General features: G+C 69.2%; 16 protein-coding genes and 2 pseudogenes. 13 read left to right on the top strand and 5 right to left on the bottom strand.

All coding sequences use genetic code 11. The annotated features are described in order from the left end of the window. Positions 1-345 precede the first annotated feature (345 nt). Both clpB and CWT12_RS12635 read left to right on the top strand, forming a co-directional pair. Positions 346-3045 (top strand): ATP-dependent chaperone ClpB, encoded by a 2700-nt coding sequence (gene clpB / locus CWT12_RS12640; protein ID WP_161925095.1) that lies wholly within the window; start codon positions 346-348, stop codon positions 3043-3045. A gap of 76 nt (positions 3046-3121) precedes the next feature. Continuing rightward, positions 3122-3823, top strand: a complete 702-nt coding sequence (locus CWT12_RS12635; protein ID WP_161925094.1) for a TetR/AcrR family transcriptional regulator — start codon at positions 3122-3124, stop codon at positions 3821-3823. A gap of 69 nt (positions 3824-3892) precedes the next feature. On the opposite strand, the gene CWT12_RS12630 is transcribed toward CWT12_RS12635, so the two are convergent. Beyond that, complete coding sequence (locus tag CWT12_RS12630) at positions 3893-4330, bottom strand: hypothetical protein (RefSeq protein WP_161925093.1); 438 nt, start codon at positions 4328-4330, stop codon at positions 3893-3895. A gap of 60 nt (positions 4331-4390) precedes the next feature. Between CWT12_RS12630 and CWT12_RS12625 the strand changes: the two genes are divergently transcribed. Continuing rightward, positions 4391-4846 (top strand): GNAT family N-acetyltransferase, encoded by a 456-nt coding sequence (locus CWT12_RS12625; protein WP_202616215.1) that lies wholly within the window; start codon positions 4391-4393, stop codon positions 4844-4846. 905 nt (positions 4847-5751) lie between these two features. On the opposite strand, the gene CWT12_RS12620 is transcribed toward CWT12_RS12625, so the two are convergent. Beyond that, the gene (locus tag CWT12_RS12620; RefSeq protein ID WP_161925092.1) at positions 5752-8607 is read right to left on the bottom strand and encodes a GH32 C-terminal domain-containing protein; all 2856 of its coding nucleotides are present in this window, start codon (positions 8605-8607) and stop codon (positions 5752-5754) included. Positions 8608-8736: 129 nt separating this feature from the next. Here CWT12_RS12620 and CWT12_RS12615 point away from each other — a divergent pair, with 129 nt between their 5' ends. The 10 genes and pseudogenes from CWT12_RS12615 to CWT12_RS12570 all read left to right on the top strand — a co-directional run bounded on the left by CWT12_RS12615 (position 8737) and on the right by CWT12_RS12570 (position 17528). Continuing rightward, the gene (locus CWT12_RS12615) at positions 8737-10908 is read left to right on the top strand and encodes an NAD(+) synthase (protein WP_161925091.1); all 2172 of its coding nucleotides are present in this window, start codon (positions 8737-8739) and stop codon (positions 10906-10908) included. 230 nt (positions 10909-11138) lie between these two features. Continuing rightward, positions 11139-11518 (top strand): annotated as a pseudogene (locus CWT12_RS14585) (PTS sugar transporter subunit IIA). Then, positions 11518-12012, top strand: coding sequence for a PTS system mannose/fructose/N-acetylgalactosamine-transporter subunit IIB (locus tag CWT12_RS12605; protein WP_161925090.1), 495 nt, complete (start codon positions 11518-11520; stop codon positions 12010-12012). The pseudogene CWT12_RS14585 and the gene CWT12_RS12605 overlap by 1 nt, the downstream one beginning before the upstream one ends. Before the next feature lie 36 nt (positions 12013-12048). After that, complete coding sequence (locus tag CWT12_RS12600) at positions 12049-12900, top strand: PTS mannose/fructose/sorbose transporter subunit IIC (RefSeq protein WP_161925089.1); 852 nt, start codon at positions 12049-12051, stop codon at positions 12898-12900. Between the two features lie 32 nt (positions 12901-12932). Beyond that, a pseudogene (locus CWT12_RS12595) lies at positions 12933-13789 on the top strand (PTS system mannose/fructose/sorbose family transporter subunit IID). 405 nt (positions 13790-14194) lie between these two features. Next, positions 14195-14857 (top strand): DUF417 family protein, encoded by a 663-nt coding sequence (locus CWT12_RS12590; RefSeq protein ID WP_161925088.1) that lies wholly within the window; start codon positions 14195-14197, stop codon positions 14855-14857. Positions 14858-14994: 137 nt separating this feature from the next. Next, positions 14995-15465, top strand: a complete 471-nt coding sequence (locus CWT12_RS12585; protein ID WP_161925087.1) for a transcriptional accessory protein — start codon at positions 14995-14997, stop codon at positions 15463-15465. 103 nt (positions 15466-15568) lie between these two features. Further along, positions 15569-16366 (top strand): HAD-IIB family hydrolase, encoded by a 798-nt coding sequence (locus CWT12_RS12580; protein WP_161925086.1) that lies wholly within the window; start codon positions 15569-15571, stop codon positions 16364-16366. Further along, entirely contained in the window at positions 16363-16857 is a 495-nt protein-coding gene (locus CWT12_RS12575) for a hypothetical protein (protein WP_202616214.1), read from the top strand. The genes CWT12_RS12580 and CWT12_RS12575 overlap by 4 nt, the downstream gene beginning before the upstream one ends. Beyond that, positions 16857-17528 (top strand): HAD family hydrolase, encoded by a 672-nt coding sequence (locus tag CWT12_RS12570; protein WP_161925085.1) that lies wholly within the window; start codon positions 16857-16859, stop codon positions 17526-17528. Before CWT12_RS12575 ends, CWT12_RS12570 begins: the two co-directional genes overlap by 1 nt. Positions 17529-17558: 30 nt before the next feature. Here CWT12_RS12570 and CWT12_RS12565 read toward each other — a convergent pair whose 3' ends face one another. The 3 genes from CWT12_RS12565 to CWT12_RS12555 all read right to left on the bottom strand — a co-directional run bounded on the left by CWT12_RS12565 (position 17559) and on the right by CWT12_RS12555 (position 20952). Next, complete coding sequence (locus tag CWT12_RS12565) at positions 17559-18008, bottom strand: GNAT family N-acetyltransferase (protein ID WP_161925084.1); 450 nt, start codon at positions 18006-18008, stop codon at positions 17559-17561. Positions 18009-18104: 96 nt separating this feature from the next. Continuing rightward, a complete protein-coding gene (locus CWT12_RS12560; protein WP_161925083.1) occupies positions 18105-19559 on the bottom strand; it encodes a serpin family protein in 1455 nt (484 codons plus the stop codon). A 106-nt stretch (positions 19560-19665) separates the two neighbouring features. Then, a complete protein-coding gene (locus tag CWT12_RS12555; RefSeq protein ID WP_161925082.1) occupies positions 19666-20952 on the bottom strand; it encodes a methyltransferase domain-containing protein in 1287 nt (428 codons plus the stop codon). Positions 20953-21129 lie beyond the last annotated feature (177 nt).

Genomic DNA, 21129 nt, shown 5'->3' with positions numbered 1-21129 from the left:
CCACACCCTCCACATCGTGGAGGGTTTCGGGCCCACGAGGACGTTTTCGCCGCGCGGAGGTCGTTCTCGGGCTGGCGAGGTCGTACTCGGTCGGGCGCAGGGGGTCGTATCGGGGCCGATGAGGTCGTATTCGGCGGATCAGCGCCTACTGGCTGCGACCCCTCGCGCGGGGCGCGGCGGGTGGGCCGCCCGGTGGCACCTGGCGTATGGCAAGTCGTGACCGGCGCTCCGACTCGGATCTGCCGTCACACAAAGTTGAGTGGAATAGACTCAAGGCTGCGTCGGTTGAGGCGTGCAGAAACTCCGGACCGCCTGTGTCCGGGCATCCACGTCAAGGAGGTCCATATGGACACTAACTTCACCACCCGCTCGCAGGAGGCGATTTCCGGAGCCATGCAGGCGGCCGCCGCCGCGGGCAACTCGCAGGTCGACTCCGCGCACCTGCTCTCCGAGCTGCTGACCCAGACCGACGGCGTTGCCGCCGGACTGCTCGCCGCCGTCGTCCCCGACGCCGCGGCCCGCCAGGCCATCGGTGCGGCCACCCGGCGCGTACTGACGTCGCTGCCGGCCAGCTCCGGCTCCTCCGTCGCCCAGCCGCAGCCCTCGCGCGCCTTCCTGGCCGCTCTGGAGGCCGCCGGCAATGAGGCCAAGCAGCTGGGAGACGAGTACGTCTCCACCGAGCACCTGCTCATCGGCCTGGCGGCCGGCAGCCCCGCGGCCGACCCCGTCGCCAAGCTTCTAGCCGACGCCGGCGCCACCGCCCCGAAGCTGCGCGAGGCCCTGCCGCAGGTGCGTGGCTCCGCCCGCGTCACCTCCCCGAACCCCGAGGGCACCTACAAGTCCCTGGAGAAGTACGGCACCGACCTGACCGAGGCGGCCCGCGAGGGCAAGCTCGACCCGGTGATCGGCCGCGACGCCGAGATCCGCAGGGTGGTGCAAGTACTGTCCCGCCGCACCAAGAACAACCCCGTGCTGATCGGCGAGCCCGGCGTTGGCAAGACCGCCGTGGTCGAGGGTCTGGCCCAGCGCATCGTCGCCGGCGACGTCCCCGACTCCCTGCGCGGCAAGCGCCTTGTGGCCCTGGACCTGTCCGGCATGGTCGCGGGCGCCAAGTACCGCGGCGAGTTCGAGGAACGCCTCAAGGCCGTACTGAAGGAGATCAAGGACTCCGACGGCGAGGTCATCACCTTCATCGACGAGCTGCACACCGTCGTCGGCGCGGGCGCCGGCTCGGAGGGCGCCATGGATGCCGGCAACATGCTCAAGCCCATGCTGGCCCGCGGTGAGCTGCGCCTGGTCGGCGCCACCACGCTGGACGAGTACCGCGAGCACGTGGAGAAGGACCCCGCCCTGGAGCGCCGCTTCCAGCAGGTGTACGTGGGTGAGCCCTCCGTGGATGACACGGTCGCGATCCTGCGCGGAATCGCCCCCAAGTACGAGGCCCACCACCAGGTCACCATTTCCGACGGCGCGCTCGTAGCCGCCGCCACCCTCTCCGACCGCTACATCTCCGGCCGGCAGCTGCCCGACAAGGCCATCGACCTGATCGATGAGGCCGCCTCCCGCCTGCGCATGGAGCTGGACTCCTCGCCGGTGGAGATCGACGAGCTGCGTCGCCGCGTGGACCGCATGCGCATGGAGGAGTCCTACCTGGCCGACTCCCTGGAGGGGGGCGACCGTGCCGACCCCGCCGCCGTCGACCGGCTGGAGCGGCTGCGCGCCGAGCTGGCTGACGCCTCCGAGAAGCTGACCGCGCTCAATGCCCGCTGGGAGGCGGAGAAGGCCGGTCACAACAAGGTTGGTGAACTGCGCGCACAGCTGGACGAACTGCGCACCAAGGCGGACCTGGCCGAGCGCGAGGGCCGCTTCGAGGAGGCCGGGCGCCTGCGCTACGGCGAGATGCCCGCCCTGGAGAAGCAGATCCGCGACGCCGAGGCGGCCGACACCACCGTGGTCGGCCCGGACGGCGTCGAGCGCGAGGGCGTCGGCCCGGAGCCGATGATCGCGGAGAAGGTCGGCCCCACCGAGATCGCCGAGGTTATCTCCGCCTGGACCGGCATCCCGGTCGGCAAGCTGATGCAGGGCGAGCAGGCCAAGCTGCTGCGCATGGAGGAGGTCATCGGGGAACGGCTGATCGGCCAGAAGGCGGCCGTCACCGCCGTCGCCGACGCCGTGCGCCGCTCCCGCGCGGGCGTGTCCGACCCCGACCGGCCCACCGGCTCCTTCCTGTTCCTCGGACCCACGGGCGTGGGCAAGACCGAGCTGGCCAAGGCCCTGGCTGACTTCCTGTTCGACGACGAGCGCGCCATTGTGCGCATCGACATGTCCGAGTACTCCGAGAAGCACGCGGTGGCCCGGCTGGTCGGGGCGCCTCCGGGGTACGTCGGCTACGAGGAGGGCGGCCAGCTCACCGAGGCCGTGCGGCGCCGCCCCTACTCGGTGGTGCTGCTGGACGAGGTGGAGAAGGCCCACCCCGAGGTCTTCGACATCCTGCTGCAGGTGCTCGACGACGGCCGCCTGACCGACGGCCAGGGCCGCACCGTCGACTTCCGCAACACCATCCTCGTGCTCACCTCGAACCTGGGCAGCCAGTTCCTCATCGACCCGCTGCTGTCCCCGGATGAGAAGCGTGAATCGGTGATGACCGCGGTGCGCAGCGCCTTCAAGCCGGAGTTCCTCAACCGGCTTGACGACACCCTGATCTTCGACGCGCTCACCAAGGAGGAGCTCGGCAAGATCGTCGACATCCAGCTGGCCCGCATGTCCGAGCGGCTGCAGGGGCGCCGCCTCACGCTTACGGTTACCGACGCCGCCCGGGAGTGGCTGGCCGACGAGGGCTACGACCCCTCCTTCGGTGCCCGGCCGCTGCGCCGCCTGGTGCAGCGGGAGATCGGCGACCGACTGGCCAAGATGCTGCTGGCCGGCGAGGTGCTCGATGGCCAGGAGGTAGTCGTCGATGTCAGTCCCGAGGGCGTGCTCGCCGGCCTGGCGCTGACCGCCCGCGGGGAGGCCTGGGCGCCGTCGGCCGCCACGCCTATGGGCTGAGCGGGCGCCCGGGCGGGGCTGCCCGCGCAGGGACGCGCCGCCCGGGCCCGCCGGGCATCGGTGCCAGAATAGGGGCATGTCTGGTATCTCGGCCCATGATCCTGCTGCTCCCGGCGCAGGCGCCTCCACCGGTGGGCGCTGGCGCGGCCCCGGCCGCCCGCCGGCCGGAAGCGAGGACAAGCGTGAACGGATCCTCAACGAGGCCGTGGCCCTGTTCGGCGCTCACGGATACGCGGGTACCTCCCTCGCGGACATCGCCGCGGCCGCTGAGATCTCCAAGGCCGGGCTGCTGCACCACTTCTCCTCCAAGGAGGCGTTGTTCGCCCAGGTGCTGGAGCGGCGTGATCGGGAGGACCGCGCGAGCCTGCTGGGTGATGACCGGTTCAAGGACGATCCGTGGGCGCTGCTGGACGCGTTTGCCGCCCTGGTTGAGCACAACACCCAGCACCGCGACCTGGTGGCGATATACACCGCGACGACGCCCGCGGTGCTGGCCACCGCGCACCCCGCACACACCTGGCTGGCCCACCACTTGGCGGAATCCATTGCCCAGATCGAGGAGAGCCTGGAGCGGGGCAAGGCCTCTGGGGTGGTGCGCCCCGAGGCGCCCTCGCGGCTGATCGCGCGCTCGGTTGTGGCGCTCAGTGACGGGCTGCAGATCCAGTGGCTGTGCGCCACCACGCCTGACACGGCCGCGGCGACGAACGTCGGCACCGGGATGGTGGATGAAATGCGCCTGTACGTGGCCGACCTCAAGCAGCGCTGGCGCATCGACTGATTCCCCCTCCCCACCGGCACCGCGGCACCCCGCCGGGATCGGTTGATATGACCAGCGCTTCCGGCATGATCAGTCCCACCAACACACGCGAATCCGCTCGGTGGGCCAGCCGATGTCCTCGAGTTCACGGTCGGGAAGTGGCAGCACTTGGTCGGGGGCCATTGCCTCGGGAAACCAGCTGCGGACCTGCTCGGGCCGGACATCGGTGACGACCATGACCTCCTCGGCGAACGGCCAGTCCGGGTCGTCAAACATGGAGATCGCCACCCGCACGTCGTCAACGTCGTCCCGGGAGAGAAGCTTCTCAAGGACGGCGCATACCTGCTGGGGGTCGGGCATGTCCTGCGGCTCGCCGTCGAGCACCACATTGGCCATGACGCTGCCGGTGACGTGGTTGCCTTCGAAGAACTCCTCCAACGTCAGCAGCGGCGTGGGACGGTACACGCCGGCGTCCGCGTCCCAGAAGGGGGCGATGCGGGCGGTGATCCGCTCAAGTGGTGTCGTCATGTCTCGACCCTACTTCGCTACGATGGTCGGCAATCCCGGGTCGGGACGTATCGTTCGTGTGTGACCGCGCGCCAGCCAGACCAGCCGTCTTCGCCGACCCCGCATGTGAACGGTTCGGTTGACGATGCTGAATTGGAGCGTCTGCACGCCGAGGCCTTCGGGTTGGAGGCCGAAGTCCCACCACCCCCGTGGGCGGCACGGCTTCGAGAACACAGCCTCTTCTGGGTCACCACCCGTGTGGAGACCACGCTCGTCGGCTTCGTCAATGTACTCGGCGACGGCGGGCTCCATGCGATCTTGATGGACACCTGCGTCAGTCCGAGACACCAGGGGCTTGGAATCGGTACTCGGATGGTGGAAGTCGCCGCTCAGGAGGCGCGCCGCCGGGGATGCCGATGGCTGCACGTGGACTACGACCCGCCACTGGCCTCGTTCTACGAAACTGGTTGTGGGATGTCTGCGACGTCGGCGGCACTGCTTGACCTGGGATCGGCGGACAAGGCCGCGCCGGTTTAGCTGCTCGGCTGGAGTTCAACGAGCTTCTCGGAAGCCTCCCGGTTATGGGGCTCTTCCGATTTGTGGGTGCTGGTGGGTGGTGTGCTCCTCGGGCGTCCCCGTCGTGGGGGTGGAGTGTCCGGATTCGGCACAAAGGCCGTTGGCGACCGCTGGGGCCGTGTCTGACAACCGCATGATTTCAACGTTCTGTCCGTGGTCGTCGGTGACGTCGGAGTCGTTTATGCCGATTCTGGACACTTCGGTCCGCCGCGCGCGGGACTCGGCGCCCGGTGCGCCGGCCGACGGCGGTGAGGCCGGCCGGGACCGGCGCCCGCACCCTCCCGGGCCCCTACTTGGCCCACTCGGCCCGCGTCCCTCCAGTTGGAACGCGTTCCTGCGGTCGGAAGCGCGTCGGGGGCGATCCAAGTGCCGGAACACGGTCCAAGCCGACGAGGTCGGCGACGCGTCCCCCACGACACGCCCGAACCGCGCACGCATTAGTGCCGGCAACCCCGCAATGCGGAGCCACGGCCGTATCCGGACCGGCGTTCGCTGCGCGGGGCGCCCTGTTGTTTATAACCGACCCTGATTGTGTCCGCGGCCCCGATAGCGCCTGCTTCATCGGCGTGTTGATAACCCTCGATACCCGATAACTCGTGTTCGCAGGAGCTCGGAGAATAAAGGAGGCCCCGCGCCATCGGCGCGGGGCCTCGGTCGGATTTGGGGGCGCGGTCCCTGAAACGCGTCAACCCCAAACGCACCGGCACGTCGTCAGAGTCCCTGAACCTCCTCGATGCCGCGAGCGTTCCGACGCGTCCAATCATAGGACGTCCCGTCAGGTTAATCCATCCCAAGAATCCCGGAATTCCGCGGGAGTCCTGTTACGGATGGGTTGCGTTTATGCGGGATACCCCCGAATCCGCAAGTCAGTTGCGGTACCGCAAGCCGCGTAGGCCTGCTCCCGCAACCACAGCGGTCAGCGCCATGACCAGGACAAGCGGCGCGGACGCACCCGTGCGCGCCAGCGAGCCCGGGGCGCCCTGGCCCGCAGCCGGAGCCGACGGCGACGCCGTCGGCTTAGCGGCACCTGCGCCGCCCGTGGTGGGGGAGGCTGCTGACGGGAGAGCGGCTCCTGCCGTCGGCGCAGGCGTCGGTGGCGCCGTCGGGGCGGGCGCCGCTGTAGCCGTATCCGTCGGGGCGGCCGTCGCCGTAGCCGTCGGCGCGGGTGTCGGGGCGGCGTCGCGGTAGTCCGACAGCTGGTTGATGCGCAGCTGCACCGCCGTGGCCGCACCTCCGTCCGCGAACAGGGACACCCCGACCGCCTCGGCCTGCGGGTAGACGGCATCGGTAATGGTGACCGCGCCATCGGCAGCGAATACCTCAACCGAGGAGGCGTCCACCAGTACCCGCAGCGGCACCAGGCCGTCCGCGTCGGGCGAGACGCCCACGCGCTCGACGCTCGGGAAGGCCGCCGAGAAGTCGGTGGCGCCGGAGGCGGTGCGGTCCAGGTAGACCTCGCCGGCCTCGGCGTCATAGCCGATGACGGTGCCCTGCCCGTCGGCCGCGTGCACGACGATGCCGCTGGTGGCGGCAGCACCCGGATCCAGAGTGAGGGAGATGTCCAGGGCGGCGCCCTGCGCGGCCTCGTCAAGGGCGGTGGCGCCCTCCGGGATCGCGGTGCCGTCCAGCACCACCGCGTCACCGGTGTACAGGGACTCGATACCGGGCACGGGCGCGGCACTCAGCCGGGCGGCGCCGTCCAGCGTGCGCAGTTCAAGCCGCCGCGGCATGGTCATCGCCGTGCGCCACGAGGTTGTGGGAATCGCGTTCACATAGTCCCAGTTGGACATCCAGGCGACCGTGTACCGCTCGCCATCCGGCGCACCGTTCCAGGTGACGGCCGCGTAGTAGTCGCGCCCGTAATCGAGGTACGGCATGGCCTGCGTCTGGCTGAAGCCGGCCGTATCCGACTGGACGATCGTGTCCACCAGCAGGTGGCCCCACTCCGAGGTCTGGTTGTTGTCCTCAATCACCAGGGTGGCCTCCCGGCCCCGCCACTGACGCAGGTCCAGGCTGGTCCAGTCCAGGGTGCCGGACTGCGGGCCGGTGGCCGAGGCCACCACCTCGCCGTCCACCACCACATTGACGGAGGTGTTGTTGGGGATAGTGGTGGCGGCGCGGTCGGACAACCGCACCTCGTCCAGCAGGATGTGGCCCCAGCCGGAGGTGTTGTCATCAATCACGTGCAGCGTGGCGGTGGTGCCGCGCAGGTCGGACACGTCCCAGCTCTGCCAGTTGAGCTCCTCCAGGTTGCGGCCGGTGGCTGTGCGAACCACCTGGCCGTCCACCAGCAGCTGCACCACGGTGGCGCCGCCGCCATCCGCCTCCGGGTGGTTGCCGCCGCCGATGAGCAGGTTCACGTAGTCGGCGTCAATGGTGAACTCCGGGGACGTGGCCGTGCCGGTGGACGCATCGGTGCCCTGGCCGGTGCCGACGTCGTAGAAGGAGTTGAGCACGCCCGTGCCCCGCATGTTGATCAGCTCCTGCTGCCCGGGCGCGGTGCCGGCCAGCGGGGCGTCACCGAAGGCGTTGCCGGTCACGGTCCACCCCTCCCAGTCGCCGGCGTCGAAGCCGGTCAGCAGTCTCCCGCCGCTGTCGTCCGCGGTGGCTGTGGCGTCATAGGGGTGGTTGCCGCCGCCGATCAGCAGATTCAGGTAGTCCTGCTCAATGGTGAAGGGGGAGGAGGTGAGTGTGCCGGTGTCCGCATCCCCCGCGCCCCAGGAGTCCGCGTAGTAGGAGCCGACGTGCCCGGTGGCGTCCCCGGATGCCGGGGCCTGGCCGAAGGCGGTGCCGGTGGTGGTCCAGCCGGCGTAGGTGCCCGACTCCCAGTCCTCCAGGACGGTTCCCTCGCCGGTGTAGCTGGGCAGCGCGTCCGCGGTGAAGGTGGTGCCGTCCCAGTCCCCGGTGAAGTACCGGCCCATGCCGGCCACGCTCAGCGACAGCACCCACTTGACGTTGTTCGGGTCGCCGTCCAGCGCCATGGGGAACAGGTCGGGGCACTCCCACACGGCACTCGTGTCGCCCATGGGACCGAAGGTGGACTGCCGGGTCCAGTCGATCAGGTTGTCCGAGGAGTAGAAGGCCACCTGGTGGTCGGCGGACAGGGCCACCACCATCGTCCACCGCCCGGCGCCCTCGTCCCAGAACACCTTGGGGTCGCGGAACTCGGTGGAGCCGATGTCCAGCACCGGGTCGCCGCCGTTGTAGGTGGTCCAGGTACGGCCCTTATCGGTGGAGTAGGCCAGCGACTGGGACTGGTTGCCGTTGTGGTTGTCGGCGCGCGTCCACACCGCCACCAGGGGCGGGTTGTCGGCGGTGCCCAGGCCGGAGGTGTTGTGCTCGTCGTAGACGGCCGAGCCGGAGAACACCCCGTAGTCCTCGGTGTAGGGGATGGCTACGTCGAGCTCCTCCCAGTGCACCAGGTCGGTGGATACCGCGTGTCCCCAGGACATGTTGCCCCACTGGGAGCCCTCCGGGTTGTACTGGTAGAACATGTGGTACTCGCCGTCCACGTACACCAGGCCGTTGGGGTCGTTCATCCAGTTGATCTCGGGCGTGTAGTGGGCCAGGGGCCGCCAGGGATCGGCGGCTGCGGAGCCCGCGGGCTCCGCGGCGGCGCCGACGGCGGGCAGGCAGGCTCCCGCGCCGACGGCGGCGAGCGCCAGTGCCGCGGTGACGGCGGCGGGCCGCAGCGCGCGTTGTAATCGTGTAGCGATATGCATGTGCATCTCCTTCGATGCGATTCAGGGTGGGGGTACAGCGGTCCGGCCGTCTCCGGGCCGCGTAGAAACACTATGGCGAACAAAACGATTTGACAAGAGTTGTCGTCCCGGCTGTGCCAGGATCGGGCCATGAGTAACCCGGAGCACACCGACACCACCGGACCAGCCGCGCCCCGCGCACAGGCGCACTCCGACCTGGTCTTCCACTCCGCCTACGACCAGGGCTTCGCGCGCGTGGCCGCCGTGACCCTGCCGGTTGTGCTCGGGGACCCCCGGGCCAACGCGGACGCAGTCATCGCCCAGGCCCGCGCGCTCGCGGACGACGGCGTCGCCGTGGCGGCCTTCCCCGAGCTCACCCTGACCGGCTACTCCATCGACGACCTGCTGCTGGACGAGCTGCTGCTGCGCAACGTGCTGGCGGCCATCGAGGCCATCCGGGTGGCCAGCGCCGAGCTGCTGCCCGCGCTCGTAGTCGGGGCGCCCCTGCGCGTGGGCGACCGGCTGCTCAACTGCGCCGTCGTCATCCAGGGCGGGGTGGTACGCGGCGTCGCCCCCAAGTCCTACGTGCCCAGTTACCGGGAGTTCTACGAGTCCCGCCACTTCGCCTCCGGGGCCGACGGCCTGCCCCCCACCGTCCGCCTTCCCGGCGTCGGCCCCGATCCCGACGGCGCCAGCGCGCCGCTCGGGGCGAGGCTGCTGTTCGACGTCGAGGACGTGCCTGGCCTGGTCTTCCACGCCGAGGTCTGCGAGGACATGTGGGTGCCCGTGCCGCCGTCCTCGCTCGCGGCCCTGGCCGGCGCCACGGTGCTGGTCAACCTCTCCGGCTCCCCGGTCACCGTGGGCCGTGCCGACCAGCGGCGGCTACTGGCGCGCGCCTCTTCCGCCCGGGGGCTGGCCGCCTACGTGTACGCCGCCGCCGGGGCGGGGGAGTCCTCCACGGACCTGGCCTGGGACGGCCAGACCTTCGTGTATGAGAACGGCGCCCTGCTGGGCAGGACCGAGCGGTTCCCGGACGGGGCCCGCGCGACCGTCGTCGACGTCGACATCGAGGGCCTGCGCGCCGAGCGCCTGCGCCAGGGCACCTTTGACGACAACCGTCGCCGACTCGCCGGGCAGCGCGCCCCCCAGGATGGGGGCAGTCCCGAGGGATTCCAGACGGTGGTGATCCCCCGCGCCGCGCTCGCGGTGCCGCGCACCGACATCGGGCTGCGGCGCGACGTCGACCGCTTCCCCTTCGTTCCCAACGATCCGCAGCGCCTGGCCCAGGACTGCTACGAGGCCTACAACATCCAGGTGGCGGCCCTGGTGCAGCGGCTGACCGCCATCGGCAACCCCAGGCTCATCATCGGGGTGTCCGGCGGACTGGACTCCACGCACGCCCTCATCGTCGCCGCCCGTGCCATGGACCGGCTGGGCCGGCCGCGCACGGACATTCATGCCATCACCATGCCCGGCTTTGCCACCTCCGCCGCCACCAAGCACAACGCACTCGCCCTGGCCGAGGCGCTGGGGTGCCACGTGGAGGAGCTCGACATCCGGCCGGTGGCAGAGCAGATGCTGGCCGCCATGGACCACCCCTACGGGCGCGGCGAGCGCGGCCGCGAGGTTTACGACGTCACCTTCGAGAACGTGCAGGCCGGGCTGCGCACGGACTTCCTGTTCCGCATCGCGGGAGCCCGTGGCGGCATTGTGCTGGGCACCGGAGACCTGTCCGAGCTGGCGCTGGGCTGGTGCACCTTCGGAGTGGGTGACCAGATGGCGCACTACGGCGTCAATGCGGGCGTGCCCAAGACACTCATCCAGCACCTGATCCGCTGGGTGGTGGCCGAGCGGATCTTCTCCGACGCCGCCTCCGAGGTGCTGCTGGCCGTGCTGAACACCGAGATCAGCCCCGAGCTGGTGCCCGCCACGGAGGGTGAGCCCATCCAGTCCACGCAGGCACGCATTGGCCCCTACGCGCTGCAGGACTTCACCTTGTGGCACGTGCTGCGCCATGGTGCGCGTCCGTCCCGCATTGCGTTCCTGGCGGAGAAGGCCTGGGCGGACCCGGCGGTGGGGCAGTGGCCGGCCGGCCTGCCGGAGGAGGAGAAGGTCGCCTACACGCTCGCCGACATCCGCAAGTGGGAGCTGGTCTTCTTCCGGCGCTTCTTCGCCAATCAGTTCAAGCGCTCCACGCTGCCCAACGGGCCGAAGGTGGTTGCCGGCGGCACGCTCTCCCCGCGCGGAGACTGGCGGATGCCCTCCGATGCGGATGCCGCCGCCTGGCTCGATGAAATTGAGCGCAACGTTCCAGAGATCTAAGGCCGTATGGGTGCTACTGTGTGCCTCGTCATAGACCGTCGTCAGTTCAAACGATTTGGCATATGCTTCAGCCAATCGGGGACGCGGCGCCGCGGCTATGACGTCCCCACAAACCGATAGGCACCGCGCTGCGGTGCGTAACTGGCAGGAGCCCGCCGTTGCAGTCATCTGTTGCAGTAATCGTGGCGGCCCACGGTCACCTGGCGGAGGGGTTGCTCAACTCCGCCGCCATGATCGCCGGTCCGCAGGACGACGTCATCCCCATCAGCTTCGATCCCGGTGAAGGGCCGGAGGACCTGTTGGCCAAGTACGCCGACGCCGTGGACTCCTCCGCCTCGGGCCAGTACCTCATCCTCGTGGACCTGCTCGGGGCAGCCCCTACAACGCTGCCGCCCGCTTCGCAGCGGCCCGTGAAGACGCCGACGTCGTTACCGGCGTGAACCTGCCCATGCTCATCGAGGTCCTCGGCCGCCGCCTGGCCGGCGGTGACCTGGCCGAGCTGGTTGAGGTCGCCAAGACCTCCGGCGCCGGCGGCGTCAAGGTCCTATCCGAGATCTTCACCCCACCCACCAACACCGATTCCGACGACGACGAAGGAGACGAGCTCTGATGGACATCAAGCTCCTGCGCATCGATTCCCGCCTGGTCCACGGCCAGGTCGCCAACAACTGGGCCGGCTCCCTGGGTGCCGAGGCCATCCTCGCCGTCTCCGACGGCGCCGCCAACGACGAGCTGCGCAAGACGCTGATGCTCCAGACCGGCGGCGGCAAGGTCAAGGTCCACGTGCTGACCGTGGCCAAGGCGGCCCGCGTGTACAAGAACCCCAAGTACGAGAACCTCAAGGCCGTGATCGTCGTGGAGACCCCGGCGGACATCGTGCGCCTGCTCGACCTGGGCATCCAGGCCGATGAGGTCAACGTCGGCGGCATGACCTTCAAGCAGGGCACCAAGGCCCTGTCGCAGGCCGTCTACGTCTCCGATGACGACGTCAAGGCCTTCCAGGAGATCGACTCCCGCGGCATCACCCAGTACATCCAGCAGGTTCCCTCCTCCGGCCGCGCCGGCCTGATGGAGACGCTGAAGTCCAAGGGCTTTGTCGCCTGACCCCACCCCTATCCATCCCCACCAGGAAGCACTCTCATGCATGACATCGGTGCTGTCCAGATCATCCTCGTGACCCTCGTGGCCTTCCTCGCCGGTTGCGACTCCGTTCTGGACGAACGCATGTTCTACCGACCCATCGTCGCCTGTACCCTCACCGGGCTCGCCCTGGGCGACCCGACCACCGGCATCATGGTTGGCGGCAGCCTTGAGCTGGTCAGCCTCGGCTGGATGAACGTTGGTGCCGCCATGGCGCCCGACGCGGCGCTGGCCTCCACCGTCTCCACCGTCATCGCCATCGCCGGCGGGCAGAGCCACGAGGAGGCGATCGCCGTCGCCGTGCCCCTGGCCGTCGCCGGCCAGGCCCTGACCATCTTCGTGCGTACCGTCAACGTGTTCTTTGCCCACCAGGCCGACCGCTTCGCGGAGGACGGCAATATGCGGGGCATTCAGATCATGCACTTCATCGCGCTGTCCCTCCAGGGCCTGCGCGTGGCCATCCCCACCGCCGCCGTCGCGGTGGTGGCCTCGGGCGACGCCGTGCAGCGCGCGCTGGGGATGATCCCCGACGTCGTCACCCAGGGCCTGCAGATCGCGGGCGGGTTCATCGTCGTCGTCGGTTACGCCATGGTCATCAACATGATGCGCGCCCGCAAGCTGATGCCGTTCTTCTTCATCGGCTTCATCGTGGCCCAGTCCATGACCACCCTGGACACCGGCATCACCCTGGTGGCACTGGGCATCATGGGTATCTGCCTGGCCTTCATCTACGTGCAGCTCAACCCCGACTTCCACGAGTCGGTCCAGTTGCCGCGTCCCGCCCCTGTTGCCGCCGGCGCGGGTGGTCTGGACGACGACCTGGATGACGATCTCGATGACGAGCTCGACTGAGCGCGGCAAGGAACTGGGAAGGAAACAAGACCATGTCTACACAAACTGACGCCGCTCCCGCCACCGAGCGCATGCTCACCAACCGCGACTTGCGGAGCATGTACTGGCGCTCCACGTTCCTGCTGGGCTCCTTCAACTTCGAGCGCATGCAGGCCATGGGCTTCTGCATCACCCTCATGCCGGCGATCCGGAAGTTCTACCCCTCCAACAAGACCGAGCAGGCGGCCGCCCTCAAGCGCCACCTGGAGTTCTACAACACCCACCCCTGGATCTCCTCGGTGGTCTTTGGCGTCACCGCCGCCATGGAGGAGCAGCGCGCCAAGGGTGAGGACATCGGTGATGACACCATCACCAACGTCAAGGTCGGCCTCATGGGGCCGCTCGCGGGCGTCGGCGACCCCATCTTCTGGGGGACCGTCCGCCCGGTGCTGGGGGCGCTGGGCGCCTCCCTGGCGCTTACGGGCTCCTGGCTCGGCCCGATCGTCTACTTCCTGGGCATCAATATCATCCGCATCCTGGTGCGCTGGTACGGCCTGAAGTGGGGCTATGAGCGCGGCACGGCGATGGTGACGGAGGTCGGCGGCGGCCAGCTCAAGCGCATCACGCAGATCGCCGCTATCACCGGTCTGTTCGTCATGGGTGCCCTGGTGGCCAAGTGGACGACGATCAACTTCCCGGGGTGATCTCCTCGGTGACCGCCGACGACGGCACCGTCACCCAGACCACCCTGCAGGACATCCTCGATCAGCTGCTGCCCGGCGTGGCGGCGCTGGGGCTGACCTTCGTGTGCATGTGGCTGCTGAATAAGAAGGTCAACGCCCTGTGGATCATCCTGGGCATGTTCGTCATCGGCATCTTCGGGGCCTGGACCGGCTGGCTCGGCCTGTAGCCCCAATCGCCCCACCCACCCCACCCACCGAGATCGGTCGTTATTACCGTCGAGATCGGTTGTTGTTACCGTCGAGGTCGGTCGAAGTTGCACACTTCGGCCGACCTCGACGTCTTGTGCGTGACGGGGTTGCTCCGGGCTGATGGCGCTGGTGGACTACGCCACCGGCCGGGACGGACCGTCGCCCGGGCCCGCGAGGGCCTGAGGCTGGCCGAGCGCCGCTGCCGCCACCCTGTGCCTGCATGACAAGGCGGAATATGGTGGCGTAGACCACAGCGGTGCGACGTCGCGCATATTGCGTCACCGTGTGCGGCACCTTAGCCTTAGGTCCGCCTAAGGACGCGGATGCTCACAAGTAGGCCCGTGTCTTTCGTGAGACAATTCGACGACAGAAAGAGTTGCGCCATGACTGCTGGAACTGCCGCCGGTACCGGTCTTATCGAATCCTTTGCGCGACGTGTCACCGCCCTGGACCGCTTGGCTATGACGCTGCTTCGCGTCGGCGTCATCATCGTCTTTGTGTGGATCGGCGCATTGAAGTGGTTTAAGTACGAGGCGGACGGAATCATCCCGTTCGTCGCTAACTCTCCCTTCATGCGGTGGATGATCGGTGACCCCGACGGCTACAAGGCCCACATGAACGCCGAGGGCGTGCTCAATGCGACCAACCGTGCCTGGCACGAGGCCAACGCGACCTACCCGGTGGCCATCTTCGTCGGTGTCACGATCGTCGGCATCGGCCTGCTGCTGGCGGCGCACTGGATGCGCCCCGAGCTGGGGATGCTTGGCGCGCTGGGGGTCATTGGATTCTCCTTCATCACGTTGTCGTTCCTGGTTACCACGCCGGAGACATGGGTGTCCGCACCTGCTGAGGGGGTGGCCGACGCCGACCTCGGCTTCCCCTACCTGTCGGCGCGCGGGCGCCTGGTGGTCAAGGACTGCATCCAGATGGGGGCCGGCTTCGTGCTCCTGGTCGACTCGGCCCGGGCCACCCTCAGGCGTCGTGAGGCCAGTAGGGCCCGGGCGGAGTCGGATGATGTCCGGCTCCGGGACGAGGTCGCGGCCTGACACGCACGCCCGCGCAAACGCACCGGAAGCCATTGACGCGCTGGAAACTGGCAAGTGATTTTGGTGACTGTGCCCTGATTTCAGTTGGGTCGCGTGACCGAGTTGTAAGTGGTTGGTGATCCGATTACCGTGGCGGCGTGATTGTTTGGACTGGTGGTGGTGTCCTGGCGCTGCTGTTCTGGGGTCTTGGTGTGGGAGCCGGTTCCGCGGCGGCCTCGGCCCTGGGAGGCAGTGACTCGACCCAGACGATGTGCATCGGGATCGCTTGCCTGTTCTTCGGCTTCGCTAGCTACTTGGTGGGTAAGTGGTTCAATATCACCCGGCCCAGTCGGCAGGCGGAACAGCGCCTTGCCGACTACCAGCAGGAGTTGTTGGGTCGGGTGCAGGCCGGCGCCTTCCAAGCCGCACCGGGCGTGCCGGCTCCGCGCAGCGTAGAGGAGGCCCAGCAGCAGGTTGGCTCCCTGGTGGAACGGGAGCGCGCCCGCCTCCAGCGTGGCCTGCGCAACCGTCACACCATGTTCTGGATTCCGATGCAGTACTGGGGCATGCTCCAGGTCATCGGCGGCGGCGTAATGATCGTGGTGGCGATTACTCGCGTCGCCTCCTGAAACGAGGATTCAAGCAGCTTCTGCTGCCGGTAGTTCTACGCGCTTCGGGGGTGCAGTCAGTAAGCTGTAACCCAGCACATACCTCGGCCCGGCAGGAGAAGCAGTGCGCCAACTCATCGCTACCGACCTGGACGGCACGGTCCTGTTTGACCGGCGCGTCAGCTCCGCGGACCTGGACGCCATGCAGCGCTGGCGGGATGTCGGCAACCTGCTGGTGGTGGACACCGGCAAGTCCGTCTTCGCGACCCGTCACACCCTGACGCCCCTGGGCCTGGAGTTCGACTACGCCGTCACCTTCACTGGCGCCGTCCTGATCGACGGCGAATACCGGGTCCTGTCCGCCCGCTACCTGCCCGACGGCGTCGCGCACGAGATTGCCAGCTTCCTGCAGGGCATCGACGGGCTCACCGTCTTCGGCACCACCATGGAGGCCGACCACATCCTGTCCGATACCTACCATGAGACCTCCCCGATCCTGGAGATCTTCCGGCCCATGGCGGTGGAGGAGATGCCGGGTCACCGGTTCATCGGCGTGCCCATGCGGGTACGCGACGACGCCGTGCGGGAGCGCATCGTCGCCGACCTCACCGCCCGCTGGCCGGATCAGATCGAGGTGGTCCGCAATCAGGAGTTCCTCGACGTCATCCCCGCCGGTGCCACCAAGGGTGCCGGCCTGAGCGACCTGGTTGACTCACTCACCAGCGCCGACGGGCCGCTGGCCGGCGAGCGGATCGAGACCTGGAGCGTCGGCGATTCCTGGAACGACATCTCCATGCACGCGGTTGCCGACCACGCCATCTGCCTGCCCTGGTCCCCGCCCGACGTCGTCGCCGCCTGCGAGCGCTCGGTGGGCTCCATGGCCGAGCTCATCGACGAGCTGCTTGAGGGGGCAGCGCGATGAGCGGCGTCGGCGGGCGGGTACGCGACTGGTTCAACGGGGGAGACCCGGACGGGCGGGCCAAGCTCCGCGCCTGGGCGCGCGGCCACGACGGCCGCTCCGAGGGCTACACCTACGGCATGATGGGGCCCGCCATCGGGCTATCCGTCCTGGCAGCCCTGCTTTACGGACCGACTCAGGGCTACGGCAGCATTGTGGCGCTGGTGCTGGCGATCTTCCTGCTGCTGGGCAGACAGATGATCGAGCGGCAGGTCGCACGGGACGCATCCGATCTACGTGAGGCGGAGCGCCAGTACGGGCGTACCCGCAATCCCGAGTACCTGGAGTTCACCCGGCTGCGCGCCGGCGGCCTGCTGGAGGACAACAAGATGCTCACCGCGGACACGCGCGCCTGGCTGACTAGGCGCATCGAGTGGGCGCAGGCTGAGCAGGACAAGCGGGCCAAGCGGGATCGACGCAAGGGCCGCGGTCGGCGCAGCTCTGGAGGCGAGTAGTGAACCACGTCGGCCGCTACGTGCGCGGCGTCCTGTGGGACATGGATGGCACGCTCATCAACTCTCAGCACTTCTGGGATGACGCCTTCCGCCGCCGCTGCGAGGCCGCCGGCGGTACCGTCACCGAAGCGCAGGTGGCCGCCCTGGAGGGAGCCTCGATTCGCCGTACTCGTGAGCTGATTGCTGCTACTGGGGCGGCTTCCGATCCTGACGACCCGGCGGCCGAGGCGATTTTCGCCGCCATGGCTGCCGACGTGGAGGCCGCCGTCAAGGCCTCCCCGCCGCTGGTCCCGGGTGCCCGGGAGATCACCCAGACGCTGCTAGAGGTCGGGTTGGCGCAGGTGATCGTCACCCAGTCCCCGCGCCCCATCGTCGAGGCGGTCGCCCACGCGCTCGGGGACGTGTTCGCCGGCCTGATAACTGGCGACGACGGCCTGCCCGGCAAGCCCGACCAGGCGCCCTACGCCGCCGGCATGCGCCTGCTGGGGCTGAGCGCGGACCAGTGCGTCGTCGTCGAGGACTCCGCCACCGGCGCCGCCTCCGCCCGCGCCAACGACCTGCGGGTGATCCAGATCGGCGGGCACAAGCACTTCCCGGCCGATCCCGGGCTCGTCGTCGTCCCGGACCTGAAGGCCGTCACGCCGCACCTGCTGCTGTGGGCCGAGCCCTGAGCGCCGCCGCGCCCCGGACCGACCGCGGGGTCACTCCCCGGAGAAGCGGTACACGTTCGTCTCGCGCAGCTTGAAACCGGCCCGGCGGTACAGGCGGTTGGCCGCCTCCCGGGAGGGACGCGAGGTGAGGTCGACGGTACGGGCACCCAGCGACTGGGCGTACTCGACCGCCGCCTCCACCAGCGCCTGGCCGGCACCGTGGCCACGGGCATCGCCGTCGACGACGACGTCCTCCACCCAGGCGCGCAGACCGGTGGGGATGGTGAAGGTCGCCAGGGTCAGCATCCCCAGAATGGGGGTGGTGCCGTCTGCGAGCGGGGCGTCGGGGCGGAAGGCGAACAGGTACACGCCGGGCTGGTCGACCAGGGCCTCGCACTGCGCGGCGGTCAGGGCCGGGGCGCTGCGGGAGAGCTGGGGGATGAGGCGCTCCATTGCCTCGACCAGCTCGGGGGTGGACTGGGTGACGACGTCGACGCTCACGGGTACTCCTTACAGTCGTGGGAGGGGCTGCCGGGTAAGAGCGTAACCGTTCGGGTGGCCCGCGGGAGGCGCACGGCGGCGTGGTCCGGGTGGGAATTACCCGGTGGTCGCGGTCGGGTCCATGATGACGCCCTCGATCAGCACCAGGCCGGTCAACTGGTCGAGGATGCGGACCACGAACGGGTGGTCGACGATAAAGCTGACTGGGTTGTCTTCTTCGTCGGGTACGGCACTTTCGGTTATGGACACTTCGGTTAGGGCTCCAGCGACGGTGCCTTCTTCTTTGACCATGAGGCGGACCTGCTGGACCGCCTGGTCAACCTCCAGGTTCTCGCCGATGTGCTCCAGAGAGTCCAGTGTTATGCCCTGGGCCGTGAGGAAGGCGAGCAGATTCACGGGGCCGGGCGCTAGGTCGAAGGTGGGCAGGGCCAGCCGGACCTCGGCCATACGCTGCTGTCCATACGCGTTGGCGTCAAGCGCCGCCGAGGCCTCGGCCCAGGTGCCCTCGGGCAGGTCAGATGGGTTGGTGCCGACCTCGGGCAGGAACACGTCCATTACGGTGCGGCCGCTGCCCTCGGCGTACTGCAGGCGCACGGCCTGCCAGCCCTGGCCCTGCGCATAGGGGAGGCGGAGCTTGTCGCGCATGAGCCGGGCAGTGACTACCGTGCCGTCGGAAAGGGTGAAGTCCTCGTCGGCGGTGTCATTCGCGTCGAAGGGCCAGGCCCACCCGGCGGCGAACAGCAGGGCGTTTTGCAGGACGAGCCGCGTGTCCTCGGTGATCTCGATACCGGAGGACCTGATCAGCCCGCCAGTGTGTCTCTGCGCCCACGCGTCGAGGGCCGCTTTGGCATCGCTTAGGGCGGCGTGCTCGGTGGTGGCGTCGTACCACTCGCGGGCGGCGTCCAGGTAGGACTGCTCCACTGCGGGGTCATCCCCGACCAGCAGCACCCGGTTGGCGATGTGCAGCAACGGAATCTCCGGGATCGCTTTGGGGTTGTAGTTCTCCAGCTGTGCCTCAGTGGGCTCGTAGATCAGCAGGCTGTTCTGCAGCGCCGACCAGGTCTGGTCACGGGCGTCATCCGCAGCGGCGCCCGAGCCATCGGCCGATGATGCCACTCCGAGCAGCTCCTCCACACCGTCGGCGGGAGCGTCGGAGCCCGCGTACAGCAGGGCTATGGTCAGGGCGGTTCCGACCGGGCAGGTCAAGGCGTTGGCCGCGGGGTTCTCACCCAGGCGGAAGCGCAATAGGGATTCGCTCAGGGCGGCGCAGGCGGCCGCGGCCTCCGCTGCCACGGGGGCGTCCTCCAGCGAGATCTCGCGGTGGACGGCGTCGGTGTCGTAGGCCTGTGCCCGCGCGGAGCCGCCGAACACTCCGCACCCGCCGAGGGCCACCAGCGCGGCGATGGCGGGCGGGAGCGCCAGCGCCCGGCGGCGGGACAGGCCGCGAGTCCCACGTCTCCGGGGCAGACTGCCCGGGGCCGTGGGGGCCGCGGGGCAGGTAGACGCGGAGGGAGTGGATGAAGAGGGACCGGGTGCGCCGTTGCTCGCCATGCGTCGAGGCTAGGTGACGTGGCGGCGCCGATCTATGGGCCGTCGTGCCCAGAACCGCCATATCAACCGGTCTCGATGCGTCACTAGTGCCGGTTTGGGTGTGTCACTAGTGCCGGTTTGGGTGTGTCATTCGGTCTCGGCGGAGGTCTACTAGGACCTCGGCGTGGTCGGTGTGGGGGAACATGTCGAACAGGCGCGCCCGGCCCGCCCGCAGCGATGGCATTCGCTCCAGGTCGCTCGCCAGGCTGACGGGGTTGCACGAGGAGTACAGCACCCGCTCCACCCCCGAGGCCTCGATGCGCGCGGCCAGCTCCGCGCCAATGCCACGCCGCGGCGGGTTGACCACCAGCAGGTCCGGCACGGCCCCGGCCCCCGGGTCCAGCACGGAGGCGTCGCCCGCCTCAAAGCGCACGGCGCCCTCCGGCAACCGCATGAGTCGGGCCGCGGCTCGGGCGCCGTCGATCGCCGACGCCGACACCTCCACGCCCAGCACGCGCCGGCCCGGCCCGGCCAGCGTCAGGGCGAATCCGCCGACGCCGCAGAACAGGTTCCACACCAGCCGCTCCCTTCCCACCGCCGCGCCGGGTGCGGCATCGGCCCAGTCGCGGGCGGTCGCATACAACTGCTCGGCGATGGCGGTGTTGGTCTGGAAGAAGGAGCGCGTGGGCACGAACAGCGGTAGCTCCCGCATGCGCCTGCGGGCCATGCCCTCCTGGACGCCCCCTACTGCGGCGCCGGGTAGATCCGGCAGCTGTAGCCGCATGAGTAGGCGGTCCTCCTCGGTGAGCACGATCTCCTCCGGGCCCTCAATGATCGCCTGGTGCACCGGCTGAATGTTGGCGCTGAGCACCGCCAGCGTCGGCAGCCGCCGCTGCAGGTCGGGCAGGGCGGCTCGCAGGGCGGCGACGTGGCGGCGGCTGCGTAGCACGAAGCGCACCATCAGGTCCCCGTCCGGGGAGGCCGTCACCAGCAAGTACTTGAGCTCACCGCGCCTGGCTGAGACGTCGTAGGGCGTCAACCCGAGCTCCGTGATTGTGTGCGCGAGCACCGGCAGCGCAGCCGCGACCTGGGGCACGTGCAGGGGGCAGGAGCGCAGGTCGACGCCGCGTCCGCCCGGCCCGAGGATGCCCAGCAGCGGCTCCGCCGCCGTCCCGGAGACCACCATCTTGGCCTTGTTGCGGAATCGTTCCGGCGCGCTCGCCGCCGGCTCCTCCCACGCCCGCGGCGGCACGGGGTTCGCGCCGTCGGCCAGTAGCCGGGTGACACGCGCCTGCTTGCGTGCCAGCTGTGCGGTCAGCGGTGCTGACAGGTGCGGGCAGGACCGGCAGGTGCCGACGTCGTGCAGCGCGCACAGCGACGCCGCCATCCCCGGTGCGGTGGGGAGGTCGCTCATGTGCGTGCCTGCGCAAACCACAGGTGGCATTGTCTGATCCCGGCCCGCCCCCGCGTCAAGGCGGCTGGCAGGCGCAGCCGCTCAGGGTGCCTGGACGGCCCTGAATGGCGTCACGGCATACGTGATCCGGCGATCCGACGCGCGGGGGAACAGGAGGATGCATGGGTAACGGGCGGG

Origin of the sequence: Actinomyces sp. 432 (assembly GCF_009930875.1) — a bacterium.
Taxonomy (GTDB): domain Bacteria; phylum Actinomycetota; class Actinomycetes; order Actinomycetales; family Actinomycetaceae; genus Actinomyces.
This window is presented reverse-complemented; position numbering and strand designations above follow the sequence as displayed.

Excerpts from the sequence above, each read along its gene's own strand:
- clpB (WP_161925095.1), top strand. The coding sequence starts at position 346 with ATGGACACTAACTTCACCACCCGCTCGCAGGAGGCGATTTCCGGAGCC.
- CWT12_RS12605 (WP_161925090.1), top strand. The coding sequence starts at position 11,518 with ATGGACATCAAGCTCCTGCGCATCGATTCCCGCCTGGTCCACGGCCAG.
- CWT12_RS12555 (WP_161925082.1), bottom strand. The coding sequence starts at position 20,952 with ATGAGCGACCTCCCCACCGCACCGGGGATGGCGGCGTCGCTGTGCGCG.
- CWT12_RS12590 (WP_161925088.1), top strand. The coding sequence starts at position 14,195 with ATGACTGCTGGAACTGCCGCCGGTACCGGTCTTATCGAATCCTTTGCG.
- CWT12_RS12635 (WP_161925094.1), top strand. The coding sequence starts at position 3,122 with ATGTCTGGTATCTCGGCCCATGATCCTGCTGCTCCCGGCGCAGGCGCC.
- CWT12_RS12620 (WP_161925092.1), bottom strand. The coding sequence starts at position 8,607 with ATGCATATCGCTACACGATTACAACGCGCGCTGCGGCCCGCCGCCGTC.
- CWT12_RS12560 (WP_161925083.1), bottom strand. The coding sequence starts at position 19,559 with ATGGCGAGCAACGGCGCACCCGGTCCCTCTTCATCCACTCCCTCCGCG.
- CWT12_RS12575 (WP_202616214.1), top strand. The coding sequence starts at position 16,363 with ATGAGCGGCGTCGGCGGGCGGGTACGCGACTGGTTCAACGGGGGAGAC.
- CWT12_RS12615 (WP_161925091.1), top strand. The coding sequence starts at position 8,737 with ATGAGTAACCCGGAGCACACCGACACCACCGGACCAGCCGCGCCCCGC.
- CWT12_RS12630 (WP_161925093.1), bottom strand. The coding sequence starts at position 4,330 with ATGACGACACCACTTGAGCGGATCACCGCCCGCATCGCCCCCTTCTGG.
- CWT12_RS12600 (WP_161925089.1), top strand. The coding sequence starts at position 12,049 with ATGCATGACATCGGTGCTGTCCAGATCATCCTCGTGACCCTCGTGGCC.